The organism is Rhizobium cauense (genome assembly GCF_019511525.1).
Lineage (GTDB): Bacteria > Pseudomonadota > Alphaproteobacteria > Rhizobiales > Rhizobiaceae > Rhizobium > Rhizobium cauense.
Genome location: NZ_JAEUAT010000004.1, coordinates 407,768 through 427,115, shown reverse-complemented (window position 1 = coordinate 427,115; position 19,348 = coordinate 407,768). Strand labels below are relative to the sequence as shown.

The following is a 19,348-nucleotide window of genomic DNA, read 5'->3' as shown; positions in this document are numbered from 1 at the left end:
AACATCATGCGCCCAATCCCCTCGCAAAAGTTCCAGTACCGATCACCCTTCGGGCGAACATCAGGGCGACGAAGGAGGGTACCCACAGCATCACGGACAGCACGGCCCCGTACTGAACGACGATCTGGTTGTTGATGAAGGTGACCATCAGCACAGGCATCGTGCGGATCTCCGGCGCACCGATCAGCCATGCCCCTTCAGTTTCGTAGAACGTGCCCACGAAGGTGAGGAGTACTGCGGCAACAATCGTTGGCGCCGCCTGCGGCAGGGTAATCGACCAGAAGACACGCAAAGGTGTCGCCCCGGCATCGCGCGCTGCCTCTTCCATTCGGCGATCGACGTTCTGGAATGCGGAGACTGGAATCCAGATCATCAGCATCAGCGTTCCGACCAGCTGAATGAGCACCACGCCCCAAAAGGAGCTGATCAACCCGATCTGCAGAAAGATCCCCGCAATTGCCACCAGCAACCCGAACTTCGGAAATGCGTGCGAGGCGAGGAACGACAGAAAAAGCACATTTCGGCCCGGAAATGTCATCCGTGCGAAAGCATAGGCCGCCGGTAGACAGATTATGGCGGAGAGGATGGTTACCGTCGTCGTCAGGCGAAGACTGAGGAAAAGTGCTTCCCAGACGTCTGTTCTCGACAGCGTCAGCGACCAGTAGCGCACACCGAATTGCTGCGGAATCACAGCAGGATAGCGCCAGATCTCACTGAAGGCCCAGGTCCCAACGACAATAAGCGGCAGTGCGATGAAAAAGGTCAGCAGCACTGCCAGAACGACGCCTATCCAATCGGCCTCTTGAACTGCGAGCTTCCTCAGCCTCATCAGGAGCCTCCCCTGTTGCGGGCGATCGATCGCACGTAGAAGATCCCGAAGACGAGACAGAAGCCGAATGTGACAACAGCCTGCGTCAGGGCGTTGACGGGGTCATTCATGTCGGAAAATGTTCGCTGCATGAACGGGCCCATCATCTCAGGCGAGGCCGGCCCGAGCAGATAGGGCAGCGTGAAGGAAGAAAATATTCCGAGGATTGCGAAGGACATCGTAACGAGAAGCGAATTTCCCATGCGAGGGAGAATGATTGATCGAAACACGCGCAGTGGCGAAGCACCGACATCCCGCGCTGCCTCGATCGAGCTTTTCGGGATGCTGCCCAGGCCAGCCGTCAGCATCAGGACCGTGAGGGGCAGGTTGTCCCAGACCAGGCCTATGACAGGCCCCCATGGCGTAAGGTACGGGGACGGTAACTTCGGCAGCCCGGCCGCATTGAGCAGCACGTCAACGGCGCCGTTTGGACCGATCGTGCGGATGAGCGCATAGGACAGGATGATCGACGGAACAAACATCGGGAAAATGGCAAGTCCTTGCACATAGGCGGAGAGCCGCCCACGTGCAAAGCGCAGGTAGAGCGCAATCGGTAGTCCGGTCACCAGAAGCAGCATCCCGCAAACACATGTCGTCCAGAGGGTGATCCAAAGATTGGCACGGCTATACGGGTCGCTGAAGAAGAAGTGGTAGGAGGCGAGAGATAGCGTGGACGAGCCGTCTGGGCGAGCGACAAGCAGCGTGCTCGTGACGGCCGACAGGATTGGATAGATGATCAACCACGCAAGGAGCAGCACAGGCAGTGCAACCAATGGAAGTCCCACCCAACCTGCCCTGCTTGCCGACACGGAACGTCGTGCCGGCAGAGGACGTGTCATGGGCCTGCGCATCAGCTGCGGCTGATGCCCGGGGCAACGTTGCGATACCATCCGTCGTTGATGGTGGTTTCCCAATCACCGCCAGGGAATGTGGGGATCGTCGCAGGAATGACGTCTGCGTACTTGTGGCGCAGTTCATCCGAGATGTTCTCCCAGGAAACGCCGGGGAAGCCACCAATTTCGGTGATGATCGCTTCCTGCATCTCCCTGGTCAGAAGGAAGGCGGCAAGCTTCATTGCAGCGTCCTTGTTGGCGCCGTTGGAAAACACGGTCATGCGGGAAAAGCCACCGCAAAGCGCCAGATCTGCCAACTGCACGAGCCCCGTGGTCTCCGGCAGCACGCCCTGCGCGATTGCCTGCAGCACCTGGTCCGACCAGACGGGCGTCATTGTTACTACGCCTTGCGCTAGAAGCTGAATCGACTGGGTATTTCCCGCGGTATAGGCGCCCTTCTCATAAAGCGACGGCGCCAGGTCGTTAAGCAGCGCCCAGGCTGGCGTCAGCGCTTGATTGGCATAGTCAGCGGTGAAATTGTCTATCGTAAACTTCTTCGGGTCACGCCCGTTGGCTTCATGAATGGCACGACGGACAAAGTTTCCGCCCGAGCCGCCCTTATCAGGCCGATTGTAAATGAACTGGCCCGGATTGGCCTTGATCCACGCCGTCAGCTGTTCCCAGCTCTTCGGGGCGTCTTTCGGATCGAGCTTGGTCCGGTCATAGGCCAACAGCACCTGCGATCCGCGATAGGGAAGCGAGTACTTGCTGTCGACAGCCAAGGGGTTGACGTGGTCAAAACCGTCGACGTTCTGCGCCGAGAATTCCACCCAAAGGCCAGCTTCTGAACCCGACGGAGGAAGGCGGGGGTCGAAGTGTTCGAAGATGTCGGCCTGGGGATCCGTCTTGGTCTTGAGCGCGGCGAAGGCGCGGTCTGCAATCGCGCGCAATCCAGTGTTGTCACCACCATCGATAATCTTCACGGCCAGATCCGGGTGCGCCTTTTCGAAAGCGGGACGCACGACATTGGTCCAGAAGTCGATGATGTTCGCGTCGGATCCGCTATAGAGATCGATGGTCGTTGTCGCGGCAGAAGCCAGACGGGGCAGCATCAGCATGCCGGCCGCCGCAGCGGTTGAGGTGACAAGGAAGTCGCGTCTGTTCATAGCCTTCTCCGTTGGCTCGCGTGTAGAAGGCTGTGCTATCCCCGGCGCGTAACAGTGTCATGACAGGCCGGCAACCTCGAGACAAATATTGCACAGCTGTGCAACTTCCGCCGACGAGGAGCTGGCCAGCGATCGTCATGAAGCGAGGCAACCAGCTAGTGCAGATGCTTGAGCTTGTCGGGATTGCGTACGACATAGATTGCAATGATCTTGCCGTCGGCGATCTCAAGGGCGGTCGTCTGCAGTTCGCCATCCGCCTCGCGCGTGACAAATCCCGGCAGTCCGTTGACGAAGCCTACATGCGCGAGGCTTGAACCATTCTTCCGGAAAAGAACAGCCAGATGTTCGTGAAGCCTAAGCACAGCAGAAGATCCAATAATCGGTTCGATCGCCGCCGAACGCTTGCCGCCGCCGTCTGCATGAACACTGACATCGGCCGCCAGCATTGCACCAAGCGCCTTCATGTCGCCGCTCCGCGAAGCAGCAAAAAAGGCCTTGGCAAGTTCGAGGCCCTGCGCGCTTTCAATCTGAAAGCGCGGTCTCGCCTCGCGAACGTGTTCCCGGGCACGAGTTGCGAGTTTGCGGCAAGCAGCAGGATCACGCTGGATTGTCGCCGCAATCTCTTCAAAGCCTAATCCAAAGACGTCGTGAAGCAGGAAAGCAGCACGTTCGAGCGGGGAGAGCCGTTCGAGCGCAAGCATCAGCGGCAGGGTAACATCCTCTTCCTGCTCCTCTTCGACAACAGGTTCGGGGAGCCAGGGGCCTACATAGGTCTCGCGCTGACGCCGTGCCGATTTAAGCTGGTCGAGACAAAGGCGCGTAACTGTGCGGCGCAGGAATGCCTCGGGTTCCAACACCGAACCGCGGTCGGCCCCCATCCAGCGGATGAAGGCCTCCTGCACGATGTCCTCCGCGTCGGCGACCGAGCCCAGCATACGATAGGCCACTCGCATGAGCTTGGGACGCAACGGATGAAAGCTTTCCGCTGCGTCATCGGACACCTGGCTTACCATTAGGCGGCGGCCTGAGCAGCTTTTGCCGCAGCGGGATCGATCCACAGACCGAAGCCAACGGCAAGGCGGTTCCACCCGTTGATGACGTTGATCATGAGCGTAAGCTTCACCTGCTCCTCCTCCGTGAACTGCGCCTTTAGGGCATCGTAAGCTTTCTCATGAGTGTGGCTTTCCGACAATCGAGTAAGCGCGTCAGTCCATCCTAACGCGGCGCGTTCGCGATCGGAATAGCACGGAGCCTCCTGCCAGGCCGACAACAAATAAATGCGCTGCTCAGTCTCGCCCTTGGCGCGCGCTTCCGCAGTATGCATGTTGATGCAATTGGCGCAGGCGTTGATCTGGGATGCGCGGATTTTGACGAGTTCGATGAGGGTTGGCTCCAGGCTGGACGCGACGGCAATCGACGTATTCATCCAGGTCTTCATGAGCGAGGGAGCGGCAGAAAAGAGATCGAGCTTGGCAGTCATGGTTCCAGGTTCCTTCTGTTGGTTCCGACACCATGACGAGCGAGGTCCTGTCAGTGTGACATGGACACGGATTTTATTTGCCTGACATTGCCTCGACCGTTGCAAGGCGATGCCCGACAGTGCGTGCAAGCCGTCCTCACAGCCGGCTTGCACATGTCTGTTTGCGTGCTTATTCCGCAGCTACGGCGACACGGTTGCTGTTCAACGCGATGAGGCGCCTGGCGCGATCAAGTGAGGCACTCTGCTCATTGCGGTAGCGCGCGCCGATTTCCATCATCAAGACGGTGCCAGGGAGAAACTCAAGTTCACTAAAGATATCTTCCCAATCGATATCGCCCCAACCGAGCGGCATATGCAGATCGCCGATGCCAAGCGCAGTGGATTCCTGCAAATGGTATGGCTTGTAGAAGGCCTGCGGTCGGCCGAAAGAATCATGGACGTGAAGGTGTCCGGCGACCGGTGCCATGGCGCGGATCTGATCACGGAAGCTCAAGCCGCGATACGTCGCTTCGATGTAGGCGTGGCTGAAATCGATCAGAGCCACAAGGTTTGGGTGACCGACTGCCTTGACAGTTTCGGCAACCTCGGCCGGCGTCTGGCGGTATTGTCCAGGCTCGGTGGTGAAGATGTTCTCAAATGCGATGCGCACGTCGTAGCGCCCGGAAAACTCTGCCAGTTCGAAAAGGGCATCGCGCTCGCGTCGATCTGCCTCGGCCCGTTCGAAGAGTTGGTCTGCACGCAGGTGGCCGCCGTGCTGAACGATCACTCTCGCGCCAACCCTGTCGCAAACCTCGACGAGCGCCTTGGCAGCGTCAATCTGGTAGCGGGCGGTTGCAGGGTCCATGAAATTGGAAGAAACAAGTCCATGGACCGTATAGCGGAAAGGGAACTGTCGAGTGAGTGCCACGAGGCGCTCGAGGCGCTCCTTGATGACCCTGCCACCTGAAACAAGGTCGATGCTGGTCAAGCCAAGTTCGACGGTCTCGACTCCAAGTCCAGCAAGACGGCGCAAATCAGCCTCGAGGCTGTCGAGTTCCCCGTCTGTCGAGCCCGAGTTGAAACCAGTGGAGATGATGTTGGTCATGGCGTTTCCTTGTTTAGGAGGGCGGTTGTCAGGATACGGGCGGCGGGCTGCCGCACCGAATAGCCAAGGCTTCCCGGCTTTGAAGGAGCCTGGATGGATTGTGTTCTTGGTTGACGGCCTGATAAAGCCTCTGGGAAGCCTGTCACGGGATGGGCCGCGCAGGCATGATCCAGCAAGCGCGTATCAGGTGTCAGCACATTGATGGCGAGGTATAGTAAGGCCAGATAACCGTTGCATGACACCTGCTTCCACGATTGAGCAGATGCGCAGTTTTAGAGATAGCCTCACGCTACCCAGACCTAAGGTGCCGACGAAGCAGCTTCGCCAGCTCAATTGAGATCAGACAGGGCAACAAGTACCCGGTTAGAGCAACATCGACGCGCCGCGATCGAGATAAGTGTCGAGAAACTGTTCCAGACGGGGGTGCCGCGGCTTCTTGAAGACCTCTTGCGGAGCGCCGGTAAAGAGAATCTTCCCGTGGTCAAGGAAAGCGATCTGTTGGCCAACGGTAGCGGCAAACCCGATCTCGTGAGAGACGACCACCATCGTCATGCCTTCCTTTGCGAGATCGCGCATGACGTTGAGCACTTCGCCCGTCAGCTCCGGATCGAGTGAAGAGGTCGGCTCGTCGAAGAGCATGATCTTCGGCTTCAGAGCAAGCGCTCGAGCAATTGCGACGCGCTGTTGCTGCCCCCCCGAGAGCTGAGATGGGTAGTGCCCCGCCCTCGCCTCCAGGCCGACCTTGACGAGCTGGGCCATGGCCCGCTCCTCGGCGTTCTTGCGGCTCATCTTGTGAACCGTCTTCAAGGCTTCGCTAACGTTGCCGAGCGCCGTCATGTGCGGCCAGAGATTGAACTGCTGAAACACCATGCCAATCTGCGCACGGATCGCACGGTTCGCCGCAGCCGGGATGCGCTCGCGCACGCCGTGCGCATTCTCAGAAAAGCCAAGGACTTCGCCATTGACGGAAATCGTCCCGGATGTCGCCTCTTCCAGGAAAGCCATGCAGCGCAGCAGCGTGCTCTTGCCCGAGCCAGAGGGACCGATGAGGCAGGAAACCTGCCCTTGAGGGATCTCCAGATCGATGTTCTGGAGCACGGTAGTTTCCCCAAAGGTCTTGACGAGATTCTTGACTGAGATCGCGGGAAGGCTCATGCGTTGAAAAACCTGAATCTGGTGAGTTTCGTTTCTACAATTCGGCCAAGACGGCCGGTGATCTCGACAAGAACCCAATAAAACACTGCCAACACCGTAAGTGCCTCGACGAAGGCATACTGCTGCGCGCCAATTGCGCTCAATGTCGCTGTCAGTTCCGGTACGGTGATAATCGAGAGGACGGCGGTTTCCTTCATCAGCAAAACGGCCATGTTGAGCGAGGGCGGCAGCACCAGCATGGTCATTTCGGGCAGCAGAATGCGCCGGATGATCTGGCCCTGGCTGAGACCAACACACTCACCAGCCTCGATGTGGCCCTTGGGAACTGCCAGGAAACCGGAGCGGAAGATCTCACTGTAATATGCCGCACCGTAGATTGAAATGCCGATCAGGCCCGCAGGTACGGGATCAAGTGACAAGCCGATGAACGGACCGCCATAGTAGACCAGGAAGATTTGGATCAGGAACGGGGTGCCGCGCAGAACGGCGACAAGCAAGCCGAGTATCCTGTCCAGCAGAACGCCGCCGAACCGCCTTCCGACGGCGACGAAGAAGCCAATAAAGGCTGCCGCGATTGTCCCCACGATCCAAATCATGATCGTCACGCCAGCGCCACTTGCGATCGCCGGCAATTGGTCGAGAATGACATTGATGTCGAAAGTCATCGCGGCACTCCAGGCAAGGAGCGTTCGATCAGACCGCCGGCAAACGCCACGATCCAGTTTATGGCAAGGTAGATGAGGCCAGCGGCCGCAAAGATCTGCAATGGCAAGAATGTGCTTCCGGCAAGGTCCTGCGCCATGCGTGTCAACTCGATGACGCCGACGACCGAGACCAGCGACGAAGCCTTGAGGATGAGTATGGCTTCGTTGACAAGGGCCGGAAACGTCAGGCGTAGCGCGATCGGCGCCTTGATGCGGCGAAAGATTTGGCCCGCTGTCAGCCCGACCATCTCGGCCGACTCGATGAGACCGACCGGAACGCTAGCAAACCCACCGCGCATGTTCTCAGCCTGGTAGGCAGCCGTGCAAAGCGACAACCCGACGATTGCAGCGACAATGCTCGGCACATTCAGACCAATGGCCGGCAGCATGTTGTAGATCAGAAGCAATTGCACAAGCAGTGGCACGCCACGAAAGAAACTGATGAAAATCTGTGCAGGCGCGATAAAGAGCCGCTTCTTTGACAAAAGCATGCTGGAAAGGAGGATCGCGATTGCAAAGCCGATCAGAATGGAGACGACACTGATCGTCACCGTGTAGATCGATGCGTAGAGAAGCAATTCGAAGAGTTTGATGGACATATCCGGCTTTTGTCCGCCTGGCTGTCATAAAGGCTCGAGCAAATTCGACTGCGCCGTATTCAAGGCGCAGTCGATCGGTCATTCGGCAATCAGAATGCCGGATCCTTGACCGCGTCTGGCGTATCGAATGTCGCGCCGAACCACTTCTTCTGTAGCTCGGCCATACGGCCATCAGCCTTGATCTTCAGCAGCGCAGCGTCGATCGCATCCATCAACGGGGCATGATCTGCGTCCTTCAGTCCGATAAAGCCGAAGTAAGACTTCTTGCCGAAGGGTGGCAGAACGACTTCGAAGGTGCCTTCGCGTTGCTTGGCAACAAAGGCAATGTTTGGCAGCGAATTGGCAACAGCTTCGATGCGACCAGCAGCAAGATCGGCGTAGGATTCGGTGAAGGCTGGATACTCACGGATTTCCACCTTCGAGGGCAGCGTTGCGGAAAACTCCTTCAGCTGGTCAAGCTGCGACGTAGCCTTGCCGACGCCAACCGTTTTGCCGGCGATATCCTCCGGCTTGCTGATCGCCGTATCACCAGCCTTCTTCAGGACGGCAATTGTTGCCTCAGCGATCGGAGGCGTGAAGCGATAGCGCTCCATGCGCTTCTTGGTGATCGTCGCCGGACCGGCAACAACGTCGAATTTACCGGCTTCCAGCGCCGGGAAAACGCCATCCCAGGGAAGAGCCACCCACTCGATCTTGACACCAAGTTCCTTGCCGATTTCCGCGAAGAGGTCAACGTTCAGGCCGGCATGCTCGCCAGCGTCGATGAAGTCGAAAGGGGCGAAAGCGGTTTCGGTGCCTACCTTGAGTGTACCGGCGGCTTTGACGGCGGCGAGCGTGTCGGCCGCCTGCGCCGAGAGCGTCGCGCCGACCAGGAAGGCGGCGCCAACCAGGCCCTTAAGCAAAGAACGTGCGATCATGATTATCTTCTCTCTCCAGTTTTCGCTCCCGCAAGGGAGTCGCGTTCCCGATTTAGTCCCGTGCCGCGGATTTCTTTGATCCGCTTTTGACTATACAAATAGATATAGCATGGCCTAAGGTGTCAACGATCAAAGTCGATGGACGCAAATTTTGTGCCGGACCACTGCATGACCAGACGCACAACAGACGATTGTGGTCCGCTCGGCAAACGAGGCATAGCCTTCCAGAGGTCGCAAATTGGAGCCGATTTATCTCAGGATTTTCAAGGATATCGAGGCAAGGATCCTGAACGGTGACTGGCGACCGGGAGACCGCATCCCGAAAGAGCACGATCTGGTTAAGGACTACAGCTGTTCGCGCATGACAGTTAGCAAAGCACTTGCAACCCTCGTCGAGCGAGGGCTTGTGGTGCGCAAGCGAAAGACCGGCTCGTTCGTCGCGTCCCCTCAGATAGAACGAACGGTCATGGACATACAGGACATCGGCACAGAGGCAGTGTCGGCCGGTCACGAGCATCGCCACGAGATATTGGCCCACAAGGTCGACGCTTTGAGCCAGACGGAGGCCGTACAACTGCGTTGGTCGGCAGGTGCCGAGGTGTTGCGGGTCCAGTGCCTTCATATCGTCGACAACAAGCCAACGGCCATAGAACGCAGGATCATCTTTCTGGACGCGGTACCACTGGCCCGAAGCGAACCATTTCTAGATGCACCTCCCGCAAAGTGGCTTCTGTCACAGGTGCCGTGGTCCAAGGCAAAGCATGTGATCCGTGCGGTTTCTGCGGACGCGGCCACAGCACGCATCCTTCGCATCGAACGCGGCGAGCCCTGCTTGAACCTCATCAGACAAACATGGCAGAACGAGCGTATCGTCACCTATGTGGAAATCACCCATCCGGGTGATCGTTTTCAGTTCGCAGGTATCTTTCACCCGGCCGAAAAGGCCTCTTCGCGCCAACACCCGCATGAGGCATTGTCTTGAGCGGCGAACAGTTCGTCAGGGGGATTCCACTCAGGGGCCTACAGGCTTTCGAAGCGGTTGGCCGTTGCGGCAGCGTCATGGCAGCGGCAACTGAGCTCAACGTCTCTCCAGGCGCCATCAGCCAACAGATACGAAAGATCGAGAGTTTTCTTGGGGTGACACTCCTGGAGCGAAGCGGTCGCACGGTGGAACTGAACCAATGGGGACGTCTCTATCATGCCGAAATATCCAAGGGATTTGAGCAATTTGCATTAGCCCAAAAGGTTCTTGAGCGGGCCCTGAACGAGAATGCGCTGGTTCTGAGCGCACTGTCGTCGGTCGTCAATAAATGGATCGGGCGGCGAATATTCGACTGGCAAGCGCTGTATCCGGACGCCCATGTCCGCGTAACCGGCCGCGACAGGGAACCGCGCATGGGATTTGATGAGGTCGATTTCCGTGTCAGCTACGGATCGGATGTGCTCCAGCACGACCACTACACTGAGTTGTTTCGCGACTGGGTCGTGCCTGCCTGCTCGCCCGCGTTACTGAAGGGTCGTAGCGTAACAGCAGCAGGGCTTTTCGATTACCCATTGTTGCATGTCGAGTGGGAACGCCATTTCTCGCCCTATCCGAGTTGGGCCGAATTTGCGACGATGATCGGGACGGAGTTGAAGGGTACCGTGCCCGGACTTTCCTTCACCCTGTCAAGCAGCGCGATCGATGCCGCCGTGAATAAACGCGGCATCGTGCTCGCACAAATGTCGATGATCGCAGACGAACTGGAAGCACAGACCTTGGTTATTCCGGTCGATATCAGAATGCCCCTGCGTGAGAGCTATTTCCTGGCATGGGATCGTTCGGCTCTACAGAAGCCCTACGGTGCGGAGTTTCGGGATTGGATCATCGCCATCTCACGGCAACAGGCTTCAATGTCCCGAGCGCCGTGAAGCAACACTCGCTCGGCAACAAGCAATGTCGATTTGCCCCGATCCTGTAACCAAAACGAACCCACCGGATTTGATTGCCTTACTGCTCAGACCCATCGTAACGCGCAAGTAGTTGCTTTAGCTGCTCATTCTGTAACAGCAATTTCTGAGCCAACAGATACCTAAGCTCGGTGATCTCGCCGTCCAGTTCCAGCGCATCGGTGTTGGCAGCGTTTCCAACCAATTTGACCTCTGGCCCATCGACCTTTTTTGGTGGAGCATTGCGAACTATAGATGTGGGGATTGCGCGTTCAGCGACGTCAATGCTTTTCCTCGTTCGCCGCTTATGCGTTTGCTCAGGCTTCGTTACAACAACCCCGTTTTGGCGTGCCTCTGCAGCTTTTTGCAGTTGAACGTCGGGTTCGGTCTTTGCTGCACCGAGTTCGCTTTGAGCTTCGAAGGAAATATCATGAGCCTCCGCGTCCGGCATGTCGGAACCTGGCAACGATTGTCGTATGCTCAACCTGTCTTTCGTCACCAGCCTAATTGTCGTTGCCAACACCGGCTCGATGTCATCCGCCAAAGAAGGGTTGGGATAAATTTCGCCGACAGGACGAACTGTATCGAGCTCGGCGCGCTGCCCACCATCATCGGTCTGAGCGTTCAGCGGTTCTGCCGGACGGTCTTCGGCACGTTGAGTGGAACCCGGACTTTGGAACGAAACAATACGAGAATGTTCCGCGACTTGGACGTCGGGTTCTTCTGCCTGCAAATCCTGTGCCACAGACTTTTCGTGCGCGGCCTCGTCATACATTTCCGGATCACGTCGAGATACGAATCCGGCAATGACCTTCCACGGTGATCTCATCGATCAGCCTCCCGACTCGGTGTTCTACGAAATTATACCGGGTCGGTGACCGGGCTTGCAATGCTTGCCCGGTCACAAGTCTGATCGCCTGTGGAATTCCCCGATTTCTCGAAGCCCGGCGATCGTTTACTCTTCACGCCACTCCGAGCTTCTTGCGAAGATCAGCGTTTTCGGCGCGTAGTTTGTCGGACAGCGCCTTGCGAAGCTTCTGGTTTTCTTCCTCAAGCTTCAGAAGGTCAGCGAAGCCGTCTGTCGCTGATGCCTTCAGTTCAACTTTCCGCGGCCCACGCTTGGCGGGTTGAGCCTTGGCAGCGACTTTGCCTGCGGCAGCTTTCTTTTCTGCTACGGCTGCTGCTGGAGCTGCTACTTCTTTGGCCTTTCTAGGACCGCGGGTCTTCTTCACCGGTGCACTCACTGAAGTTGCCGGGGCCGCTTCAGTGACTGTCTTGGCCTTGCGAGGCCCGCGGGTTTTCTTTTCCTTTGGTGCGCTCGCAGCAGCGACTTCGGTCGAAGCTGTGGTGTTGATTTCGTCAGCCATGTTGAACTCCTTAAGATCGAAAATGTTATCGAACGTGCAATCGCGCGGTCAATATGCACTTACTTTTGTTTAAAACTTATTGATTTCTGAAATCATGCAATACGCACGTTATTAGCACAGTCAAATGACTGCGCGAAGGAGGGGTTTGATTGCACTTATCGGCAGAAAAATCTGGACGCGCAGACGGTGCCTATCCACGCAGGTTGCGTGCGCCGCACTGATCAGACCCCGTAACGACAGACGATCGCTATTGCTGGCGACTAAAATCGGCTGAGCATCATCCGGAGCAGTTTGTTCTCCTCGATGATCTTCTCTCTGAGTAGAGCCTTGAGACGTCGATTTTCCCGGTCCAGCATTACCAAGTCATCAGCAGCCAGGCCGTCGACGACATGTGCCGGGGTCTCACCGGAAATACCTGCCTCTCCTGCGCGGGGAAGTCGTTTCTGTTGCTGACGTTTGGGAAGTCGCGCAATCCGACGAGGGGTTTTGCTGCTTTCGAGGGATGCGCTCGAGTTGGTGACAACCTCACGCTCCACGCTCAATTGTGTTTCAGCCACCGCTTCGCTCTGGGCGACCGGGCTGCCAGGTGGGATTTGCTCTGCGGCGTAGGCAACCTCAACAGCATCGAGGGCTACGGGCTTGTCCTGAACAACGCCCGGATGGTCGCCAGATTGTGGAACCTCGTTCTCAGAGCCAAGCGGAGGTTCCGCCTCGGCCTCGGCGGCCCGAATGAGGGCCTTAAGATCGGTGCTCTCCCAAATTGACTTCGGAGTGGCGGCAAGCCGGCGACGCGAAGACTTCACTTCGACAACGAACTTTCGTTGCTGTGTTCTCATTTCAACTCAATCCAAAAGGCTTCTGGGAACCGTTGAAGAGGCAGCTTGGCGTTCCGTTTTTCGAGCTTCTCGCCAAGTTGGTTTCCCGGTTGTCGGATACCCTTGTTTATCCAGTTGCCGCTCCAATGAAAAGCCTCTTGTGGACGGAGCAAGGCACACTGCCGTTTGCGCAAGCAAAAAGCCAAACGACTAGACTTTTGATGGAGTGAGGCTCTGAAGACAAACTCGCCCAAGAATGGTCAGGATGGAATCTTCCTATAAATCCAAAGCTGCGCAGGGGGTATGTTGCGTATCATAAACGCCAGATGGCGGACCTCGTAGCCAGCAGGAAGTGCTACGACCGGCGACAGCGGACCGTAGGTTATTTGCACGACAGGCCTCCCAACGGGCACGCGCTCCAGCAGATCAAGGGCCAGCGTCAGCCGTCGGGCCGTGGGCAAGTGCAGAAGCGGAATGGCGGAAATGACACAATCAAATTTCGTGCCTCGCTTGTCGCCCAGCGTGAGGTCGAGTGCAAATGCGTCGCCACATCGGACATCAACACTTGGAAAGAGACCTCTGAGATGCCGACAGAACTCCGGCGAATATTCGATGGAGGTGACGTTGTGAGGTGCAACACCGCGTGCCAGGATTGCCTTGGTGATAACGCCCGTTCCTGGTCCGAGCTCAAGGACAGGGCGACCTGAACTTGGATCCACAACACTTGCCATCTTTCTGGCGGTTACTGCAGACGTTGGAGCAATCGCCCCAACAGAAGTTCGATCGCGTTTCCAGCCTTTTAGAAAGGCAATCTCATCTTTAAACTTAAGCCCAACACGCTGGCGCATGTTCATTTATCGTCCCCCATTCAAAAAGATTGCCTGCAACAGGTGTCCGTTTCGCTTCGATGCTCAAAAGGGTCTCTAGGACACACCAGAGACCAGCAGGGGCACCGAAAGGTGCCGAGCGTTTTCGTCCAAAATGCTGAAGCGATATCGATTATCGTCATCGTACGAAACGCAGTAAGTTAGCCGGTCGATAACGTTGTTGCTGGCATCGAAAGTGAGGACCTTAGGCGTGAGGGCCGTAACTTTGCTTTCGTCGAGATAGACTGAATTACACACGATGATCTGGTCACCTGGTTGGCACGTGCGGGCAGCGGCGCCGTTAAGAACGCAACATCTGGAGCCGCGTTCGCCAAGAATGACATAAGTGGAGATTCGGGCGCCGGAGTTCTTGTTCCAGATTTCCACGAACTCCATTGGGAAGATTCCTGCTTCTTCGCAGTGATCAGGATCCAGCGTGATCGATCCATGATAATTGAGATTTGCCGCAGTGACATGGATCCCATGAAGCTTTCCCGCAACGAACTTGCGCATGATACCTCCGCCTTCGGCGCCCCCGCAGATGCCTATGCACGTTGAAGCCGCAGAAAAAGAGAGCCTCGTCTCCGAGGCTCAGGCGTGGCTTCCAACGGACTAAACAAGCGGTATCTAACGGATGGGGCATGCCGTTAACAGGCCAGATTTTGTCGTTCTGGTACGGTTGTGCTTATTTTGCCCGTTTCTGAGATCAGCGGGCAAGTGGCCCACGGAACAACGTGCGTTGGTTGGGGTCTCAAAGTCGTTCACCAGCCGATGATGCGAAGGAACGGCGTTTAGCAGGTATTCGCCAAGGATCGCTCTAACGTCGGCTTGCTCCATAAGCCAGTCTCGATCATTTCCTAGCATCCACGCGTCCCGAAGTTCGTCCTGGAACCAATTGCCTCGATTTCCGATAACGAGAATCCGATGGCGAGCACGCGTCATGGCGACATTGATGATATTCGGTTTTTCGAGCGTCCAGTTGATGCTCGCTGGGTGCTGTCCACCCAATACGAAGAGAACCGTATCGGCTTCTCTTCCCTGAAAGGCGTGAACCGTTCCTACGGAGCGATCAACCCATTTCTCCACGACTAGAGTGTCGAAGCTTCCAAAGATGTCTGATGCGTTGTCCATCAGATATTGCTTAAGACCAGCAGAAACCTTTCTGAAGGGCGTAAGGGCGAAGAGGTCCGGCAATGTGCCGAGGTGGGCTACAAGGCGCGATATGACATACCCTGCCAATTGTCCTTCCTCAGGGATGTAGACGTCATTCGGCGCTTCGCTCTTACTTACAACGTTGATCCAGGCGCTTGGCCAAGAAACTGGTCTGCGCAAGCTGTTGTCAGCCAGCACCATCGACTTATCGTAAGCGAGGCTGTTGGAGATCGAAAACATCGGCTCCGCGCATCTTCGGTGGACGAGAAGTGGAGCACCAATCCATTTTCCTCGACGGTTCGCTCCGAATGGATTGACCCGGTCCGCGAGTGTTTGAAGCGACGTTGATTTACAGCGAAACGCAGGCGCGACCTCGAACTTTGATGCGAGTGCATTGTCTACCGCGCTGCTAATCGTGCAAATCGGCTCAAGTTGGCTTGGATCCCCGACGACAACCGCGCGCTTTGCACGGGACAATGCATCGATGGCATGGTGGCTGGACGCCTGCCCTGCCTCATCGACAATTAACCAGGGAATGGAGCCTCGATCTAGACTTTGAAAGGAATTTGCAAAGGAACAGAAGGTGGAGGAAACGACCGGAAATAGAAGACTGAACGAACTCCACAGGTGATTGGCACTCGAGGCAGCATCTGCGCTACTTCCCGAATTCAGATCTACCCAGCCAGCCAGGTTCACCTTGATACGATCCCATGCAGCAAAGATAAAAGATTGGTGCAGCTTTATCGCTGCGACGAAGAGATCTGCCCGAGCCTCTTCCAGCGACGTCGACGTTCCCACCAGCATCTGAGCCTTGGCCAGCGGGGTCGCGTTTCGAAAGTCCGCTGGCAAGATGACATCACCGAGTTCGTGCATGGCTTGCTGAATTTGCTCCGCGGCGAGGGCAAGCATCGGATGTGTTGGCTCGTCAAGGCTTGGTGAGACGACAAGTGCTGTACCAGCGCGTTTCCTTGAAGGAGAGACTGTTGCCAAGTTGCGATCAAAGCCAGACGCAGATTTGAGACTGTCAGTCGCCTTTACAATCTCGTGCAGGCGCAAGTGCTTCGCTTTGATCTCATCGACCTTCGCTTTCGCATTGCTGTATATTTTGCGGGCCGCATCCCATGAAAGGGGTGCGCTCTGGTCAAAGAGATTCTCGTCCTCGAGCATCTCGAGGATTAAGTTCGAACACCGATCTCGGTTCTGCTTATTTCCCAACGGGATTGAGATTGCGCCCCATGCATGTGCCGTTACCTGATGCTTGGCCATGACCTGCTCGCCCGGTTTTGAGAAGGAACTCAGCGCATCCTTGTATCGCGATCCGATCTTGGATCGCTTCGGCAGCTCGAGCGTCAGGTTGGAAACCGCGCCGTTGTTGGAACTGGCGATCGCAACCAAAAAATCGTGCAGAGCTGTATCGATCTCAAAGTGGGGACCATGCCCGGCGGCCCGGCGAAAGGCCGTGCAGGGATCGTCATAGCGCACCAACAAATCTGCACGACGGGCGATAATCTCTGCAATAACGTCCATCAGCAGTGTCGTCTTCCCCGTCCCCGGAGGGCCATTGATCGAGAAGGTGCCTTCTTTCGAAAGCCGTGCAAACAGTTCGTTCACAGCCACTTGCTGATGAGTAGAAAGCGAAAAGTCGGATGGCCATCGTGCGGACGGATATCGTTCGGCCCCCAATGCGTTGAGTACCGTTTCATCGCTGGTCGCATCGAAATCGGAGGCTGCTGATGGCTTGGTCAAGACATCCCATGCCGCACCGACACAAACTCCATTTTCCACATCGCTGCGCATTTCTCGCAACAGGTGGGGGTAGACGTTTGCAAAGACGCGAGCATCGCGAATTGTTCTCTTTGCCTTGCCTTCGACCACCTGCCTGGAGCGCGTAACAACGACACACTTGACAGGCGCCCGCAACATATTCGGCAGCTGCAAGGCCGTGAACGCTCGCTCCGCCATCGCTTCAGCAACTGCGACCGGCTTCGATTTTCTCTTAGCGAGCACATTGAAGGCGTCGGCAAGCGCTTGGGAATACTCCTTAAAGCTCATATGTGGTGTTACTACGAGAGCAGCAAGATCATATAGAAAGCGGCTCACGACCAAGGAACCTTTCTCAACTGCCCCCTTTTCGGAAACAGCAAAGGTACCAGCGAAAGTATATTGGTCCTCGAGGGTCTCTGCGCGATCAGGTTGCGCTTGATCTGGCAGGAAATGATTGATGATCAGCCGGTCGCACTCGCCGATCGCTGTGATCCCAAATCGCACGAAGTGCCGATATGCCTTGCCTTGATTGATTGTAAGGGGCCAGGCATCCTTGTGTTCGAGGATGTGCGCAACCGCAAGATTCGCATTTTCGTCTCCATCGTCCTCTGCGATTGGAGCAGTGTATCGCTCGACACTCTCCCAATAGGCAAGGACTCGTGCGACAGCCATGGATGAAGCGTCCACGCTCGAAATAGCTTGGCCATTCAAAAGAGATACCGCGTCCGCCACTGAAAAACCCTTCGCGCCTCATACCACTCGCTCCACCGCGGTTCCCCAAATTGCGGGCTGTCGGAGACAGCTAGAATCGAGGGCTCGCGATAGATCAAGGGTCAGCCGCGATGGTTATCAAACGGTTAACGAAGATCAGGCAGTTGGAAGCTCGCGGAGGGCGACACGGATCCAAGGTCTCTGAGCGGCCCATGCCACTTGCTGTCACTTTCAAATCGCAGATCAGGGCCGGCTACCAAGTCATTTGGCGAGCGCCTCAACAACTTGATCTTTGTGACCGGCCCGAAAAGGAAGCGGCCGAAGTAAATGATCCGCCAGGGAAACCCGCGGCGACGTCCAGATGCCGGATAGCGGCAACTCTCCCAGCGCAATATCTCACGACGAGGAAACGGGGCCTTTTCCGGCGTATCCACCTCAGCGCGGCCCTCCCTTCGACGACCAGGAACAGTTCTTGCAAGGTTACTAATGTATCTTGTCCTACGGAGGCGTTTTGTAATGAATTGGCACAGCAGCGATCATTTCGCTCCCCTGATGCTTGTGATGGGCGGTCAAGAAAAATACAGGCTCGTGAGTTCACTTCGGGAGGTGGCGGAAACCCTCATCGGCGAGTGGCAATCCGAAGACGGCGAGGAATACATGGCGGCAGTGAAAATCTGCTTGGATGCAATCCATGGAAAGCTATCGGCACAAGAAGCTCGCGACGCCCCAATTCGCGCCGCCGACGAAGCGGGAATTCCGGTTATCCGCGTCGTGCACTGATCAACCAATCAGAGCGACGTTGCGTTGTTGGTCCAGGGAGACCTCTTCAGACAACCGAGTGCCCGACAACCCGCTCAGACCGGAAATGGCCTGACGGCATGATCAGATCCAAGGCGCTCTGAACGCAGGTCCAATGCCCCGAACACTCGCGCCAATAATTCCTTTCTCCAGTAGGAGATTTATTGCATCACGAGAGACGCGCGGACGGAATCAGCGTTTTGCGCTCGAGGGTGCCGTAGACCGAGAAAACAAGAAACTCCGTCTCCTGACCGATCCGATCGCCGTCCAGCAGTTTCACGACATCGTCTATCCCGGTGACCGCAGTTCCATTAATCGCCAGCACTAGGTCGCCCTCTTGCAGACCGCCAAGTTGAGCCGGGCTGTCGGGTTCTATACGCCGTATCCGCACCGAAGTCGTCTGTTGCAAACCCGCATTCAAAGCTATCCTTCGATGCAGATCGACCGTATCTGCTGCAATGCCGACATAGCCACGCCGAACGCGGCCAAAACGCAGAAGTTCCGACACCACATAGTTCGCCGTATTGGACGCGACCGCGAAGGCGATGCTCTGTGCACCCCTGATAACGGCTGTGTTAACGCCGATGATCTCGCCGTTTGAGGAAACCAGCGGACCGCCTGAGTTGCCTGGATTAAGGGCTGCGTCAGTCTGAATGACATCGTCGATCAATCTGCCATTGGATGCCCGCATCGAGCGTCCGAGTGCGGATATGATGCCGGCAGTGACCGTCCATTCGAAACCAAGTGGATTGCCGATCGCAACAGCTATGTGGCCACGCCGCAACCGTTTTGAGTCGCCAAGTCGAGCCCATGAGCCGACACTGGTATTCGCACGGATGAGGGCAATATCTGTGTCGGGATCACGCCCCAGGACACGACCCTCCGTTGTCAGTCCCTCGGCGGTCTTTATCCGGACAGTTCTGGCATCCTCAACCACATGATTGTTGGTTACGATCAAGCCATCGGGAGAAATCGCAAAGCCGGAACCATGGCCTCCTCGCCCCCCGATGCGCTCTATGCGACTGACCGCCGGACCGACGAGGTCGACTGCGCCGGCGATAGTTCTAGAATAGACATCAGTCAGCTCCGCCTCGTCGGCGGAGACAATATTTCCATCAATGATACCCATAGTGGCTTCCC

General features: G+C 56.6%; 20 protein-coding genes. 3 read left to right on the top strand and 17 right to left on the bottom strand.

Going from position 1 to position 19,348, the window contains the following annotated elements:
* Positions 1-4: 4 nt before the first annotated feature.
* From JNB88_RS10460 to JNB88_RS10415, 10 genes are all read right to left on the bottom strand, one after another.
* Positions 5-829, bottom strand: a complete 825-nt coding sequence (locus JNB88_RS10460; protein ID WP_220355397.1) for an ABC transporter permease — start codon at positions 827-829, stop codon at positions 5-7.
* On the bottom strand, positions 829-1,707 hold the full coding sequence (locus JNB88_RS10455) for an ABC transporter permease (protein ID WP_223217150.1): 879 nt from the start codon (positions 1,705-1,707) through the stop codon (positions 829-831). The genes JNB88_RS10460 and JNB88_RS10455 overlap by 1 nt, the downstream gene beginning before the upstream one ends.
* Positions 1,708-1,718: 11 nt before the next feature.
* A complete protein-coding gene (locus tag JNB88_RS10450; protein ID WP_220355395.1) occupies positions 1,719-2,867 on the bottom strand; it encodes an extracellular solute-binding protein in 1,149 nt (382 codons plus the stop codon).
* A 155-nt stretch (positions 2,868-3,022) separates the two neighbouring features.
* Positions 3,023-3,880, bottom strand: coding sequence for a sigma-70 family RNA polymerase sigma factor (locus tag JNB88_RS10445; protein WP_220355394.1), 858 nt, complete (start codon positions 3,878-3,880; stop codon positions 3,023-3,025).
* Positions 3,880-4,347 (bottom strand): carboxymuconolactone decarboxylase family protein, encoded by a 468-nt coding sequence (locus tag JNB88_RS10440; RefSeq protein WP_220355393.1) that lies wholly within the window; start codon positions 4,345-4,347, stop codon positions 3,880-3,882. The genes JNB88_RS10445 and JNB88_RS10440 overlap by 1 nt, the downstream gene beginning before the upstream one ends.
* A 169-nt stretch (positions 4,348-4,516) precedes the next feature.
* Positions 4,517-5,431, bottom strand: a complete 915-nt coding sequence (locus JNB88_RS10435) for a TIM barrel protein (RefSeq protein ID WP_037129697.1) — start codon at positions 5,429-5,431, stop codon at positions 4,517-4,519.
* Between the two features lie 363 nt (positions 5,432-5,794).
* Positions 5,795-6,586 (bottom strand): amino acid ABC transporter ATP-binding protein, encoded by a 792-nt coding sequence (locus tag JNB88_RS10430; protein ID WP_037129695.1) that lies wholly within the window; start codon positions 6,584-6,586, stop codon positions 5,795-5,797.
* Entirely contained in the window at positions 6,583-7,251 is a 669-nt protein-coding gene (locus tag JNB88_RS10425) for an amino acid ABC transporter permease (protein WP_220355392.1), read from the bottom strand. The genes JNB88_RS10430 and JNB88_RS10425 overlap by 4 nt, the downstream gene beginning before the upstream one ends.
* Positions 7,248-7,889, bottom strand: a complete 642-nt coding sequence (locus tag JNB88_RS10420; protein WP_037129691.1) for an amino acid ABC transporter permease — start codon at positions 7,887-7,889, stop codon at positions 7,248-7,250. Before JNB88_RS10420 ends, JNB88_RS10425 begins: the two co-directional genes overlap by 4 nt.
* Positions 7,890-7,978: 89 nt before the next feature.
* A complete protein-coding gene (locus tag JNB88_RS10415; protein ID WP_037129689.1) occupies positions 7,979-8,806 on the bottom strand; it encodes a transporter substrate-binding domain-containing protein in 828 nt (275 codons plus the stop codon).
* A gap of 238 nt (positions 8,807-9,044) precedes the next feature.
* Here JNB88_RS10415 and JNB88_RS10410 point away from each other — a divergent pair, with 238 nt between their 5' ends.
* Positions 9,045-9,788, top strand: a complete 744-nt coding sequence (locus JNB88_RS10410; RefSeq protein ID WP_220355391.1) for a UTRA domain-containing protein — start codon at positions 9,045-9,047, stop codon at positions 9,786-9,788.
* On the top strand, positions 9,785-10,717 hold the full coding sequence (locus JNB88_RS10405; protein ID WP_220355390.1) for a LysR family transcriptional regulator: 933 nt from the start codon (positions 9,785-9,787) through the stop codon (positions 10,715-10,717). The genes JNB88_RS10410 and JNB88_RS10405 overlap by 4 nt, the downstream gene beginning before the upstream one ends.
* Positions 10,718-10,796: 79 nt before the next feature.
* On the opposite strand, the gene JNB88_RS10400 is transcribed toward JNB88_RS10405, so the two are convergent.
* The 6 genes from JNB88_RS10400 to JNB88_RS34375 form a co-directional block, all read right to left on the bottom strand.
* On the bottom strand, positions 10,797-11,564 hold the full coding sequence (locus tag JNB88_RS10400; protein ID WP_220355389.1) for a hypothetical protein: 768 nt from the start codon (positions 11,562-11,564) through the stop codon (positions 10,797-10,799).
* Between the two features lie 133 nt (positions 11,565-11,697).
* Positions 11,698-12,102 carry a hypothetical protein gene (locus JNB88_RS10395; RefSeq protein WP_220355388.1) on the bottom strand — a complete coding sequence of 135 codons (405 nt, stop codon included), beginning with the start codon at positions 12,100-12,102 and terminating at the stop codon, positions 11,698-11,700.
* Between the two features lie 260 nt (positions 12,103-12,362).
* Positions 12,363-12,938, bottom strand: a complete 576-nt coding sequence (locus JNB88_RS10390) for a hypothetical protein (protein WP_220355387.1) — start codon at positions 12,936-12,938, stop codon at positions 12,363-12,365.
* 239 nt (positions 12,939-13,177) lie between these two features.
* Positions 13,178-13,771: a phospholipid N-methyltransferase PmtA gene (gene pmtA, locus JNB88_RS10385; RefSeq protein ID WP_037129677.1), complete on the bottom strand. Its 594-nt coding sequence runs from the start codon at positions 13,769-13,771 to the stop codon at positions 13,178-13,180.
* Between the two features lie 69 nt (positions 13,772-13,840).
* Positions 13,841-14,296: an aspartate 1-decarboxylase gene (gene panD / locus JNB88_RS10380; protein ID WP_220355386.1), complete on the bottom strand. Its 456-nt coding sequence runs from the start codon at positions 14,294-14,296 to the stop codon at positions 13,841-13,843.
* A 114-nt stretch (positions 14,297-14,410) separates the two neighbouring features.
* The gene (locus JNB88_RS34375) at positions 14,411-16,810 is read right to left on the bottom strand and encodes an AAA domain-containing protein (protein WP_220355385.1); all 2,400 of its coding nucleotides are present in this window, start codon (positions 16,808-16,810) and stop codon (positions 14,411-14,413) included.
* Positions 16,811-17,926: 1,116 nt separating this feature from the next.
* Between JNB88_RS34375 and JNB88_RS10370 the strand changes: the two genes are divergently transcribed.
* Positions 17,927-18,190 carry a DUF982 domain-containing protein gene (locus JNB88_RS10370; RefSeq protein WP_220355457.1) on the top strand — a complete coding sequence of 88 codons (264 nt, stop codon included), beginning with the start codon at positions 17,927-17,929 and terminating at the stop codon, positions 18,188-18,190.
* A gap of 187 nt (positions 18,191-18,377) precedes the next feature.
* On the opposite strand, the gene JNB88_RS10365 is transcribed toward JNB88_RS10370, so the two are convergent.
* Entirely contained in the window at positions 18,378-19,337 is a 960-nt protein-coding gene (locus JNB88_RS10365; RefSeq protein ID WP_220355384.1) for a S1C family serine protease, read from the bottom strand.
* Positions 19,338-19,348 lie beyond the last annotated feature (11 nt).

Bases quoted from the DNA above. Each gene is read 5' to 3' on its own strand.
- panD (WP_220355386.1), bottom strand. From the start codon at position 14,296: ATGCGCAAGTTCGTTGCGGGAAAGCTTCATGGGATCCATGTCACTGCG.
- JNB88_RS10400 (WP_220355389.1), bottom strand. From the start codon at position 11,564: ATGAGATCACCGTGGAAGGTCATTGCCGGATTCGTATCTCGACGTGAT.
- JNB88_RS10415 (WP_037129689.1), bottom strand. From the start codon at position 8,806: ATGATCGCACGTTCTTTGCTTAAGGGCCTGGTTGGCGCCGCCTTCCTG.
- JNB88_RS10440 (WP_220355393.1), bottom strand. From the start codon at position 4,347: ATGACTGCCAAGCTCGATCTCTTTTCTGCCGCTCCCTCGCTCATGAAG.
- JNB88_RS10395 (WP_220355388.1), bottom strand. From the start codon at position 12,102: ATGGCTGACGAAATCAACACCACAGCTTCGACCGAAGTCGCTGCTGCG.
- JNB88_RS10435 (WP_037129697.1), bottom strand. From the start codon at position 5,431: ATGACCAACATCATCTCCACTGGTTTCAACTCGGGCTCGACAGACGGG.
- JNB88_RS10445 (WP_220355394.1), bottom strand. From the start codon at position 3,880: ATGGTAAGCCAGGTGTCCGATGACGCAGCGGAAAGCTTTCATCCGTTG.
- JNB88_RS10390 (WP_220355387.1), bottom strand. From the start codon at position 12,938: ATGAGAACACAGCAACGAAAGTTCGTTGTCGAAGTGAAGTCTTCGCGT.
- JNB88_RS10455 (WP_223217150.1), bottom strand. From the start codon at position 1,707: ATGACACGTCCTCTGCCGGCACGACGTTCCGTGTCGGCAAGCAGGGCA.
- JNB88_RS10450 (WP_220355395.1), bottom strand. From the start codon at position 2,867: ATGAACAGACGCGACTTCCTTGTCACCTCAACCGCTGCGGCGGCCGGC.
- JNB88_RS10365 (WP_220355384.1), bottom strand. From the start codon at position 19,337: ATGGGTATCATTGATGGAAATATTGTCTCCGCCGACGAGGCGGAGCTG.
- pmtA (WP_037129677.1), bottom strand. From the start codon at position 13,771: ATGAACATGCGCCAGCGTGTTGGGCTTAAGTTTAAAGATGAGATTGCC.
- JNB88_RS10460 (WP_220355397.1), bottom strand. From the start codon at position 829: ATGAGGCTGAGGAAGCTCGCAGTTCAAGAGGCCGATTGGATAGGCGTC.
- JNB88_RS10430 (WP_037129695.1), bottom strand. From the start codon at position 6,586: ATGAGCCTTCCCGCGATCTCAGTCAAGAATCTCGTCAAGACCTTTGGG.
- JNB88_RS10370 (WP_220355457.1), top strand. From the start codon at position 17,927: ATGAATTGGCACAGCAGCGATCATTTCGCTCCCCTGATGCTTGTGATG.
- JNB88_RS10425 (WP_220355392.1), bottom strand. From the start codon at position 7,251: ATGACTTTCGACATCAATGTCATTCTCGACCAATTGCCGGCGATCGCA.
- JNB88_RS10420 (WP_037129691.1), bottom strand. From the start codon at position 7,889: ATGTCCATCAAACTCTTCGAATTGCTTCTCTACGCATCGATCTACACG.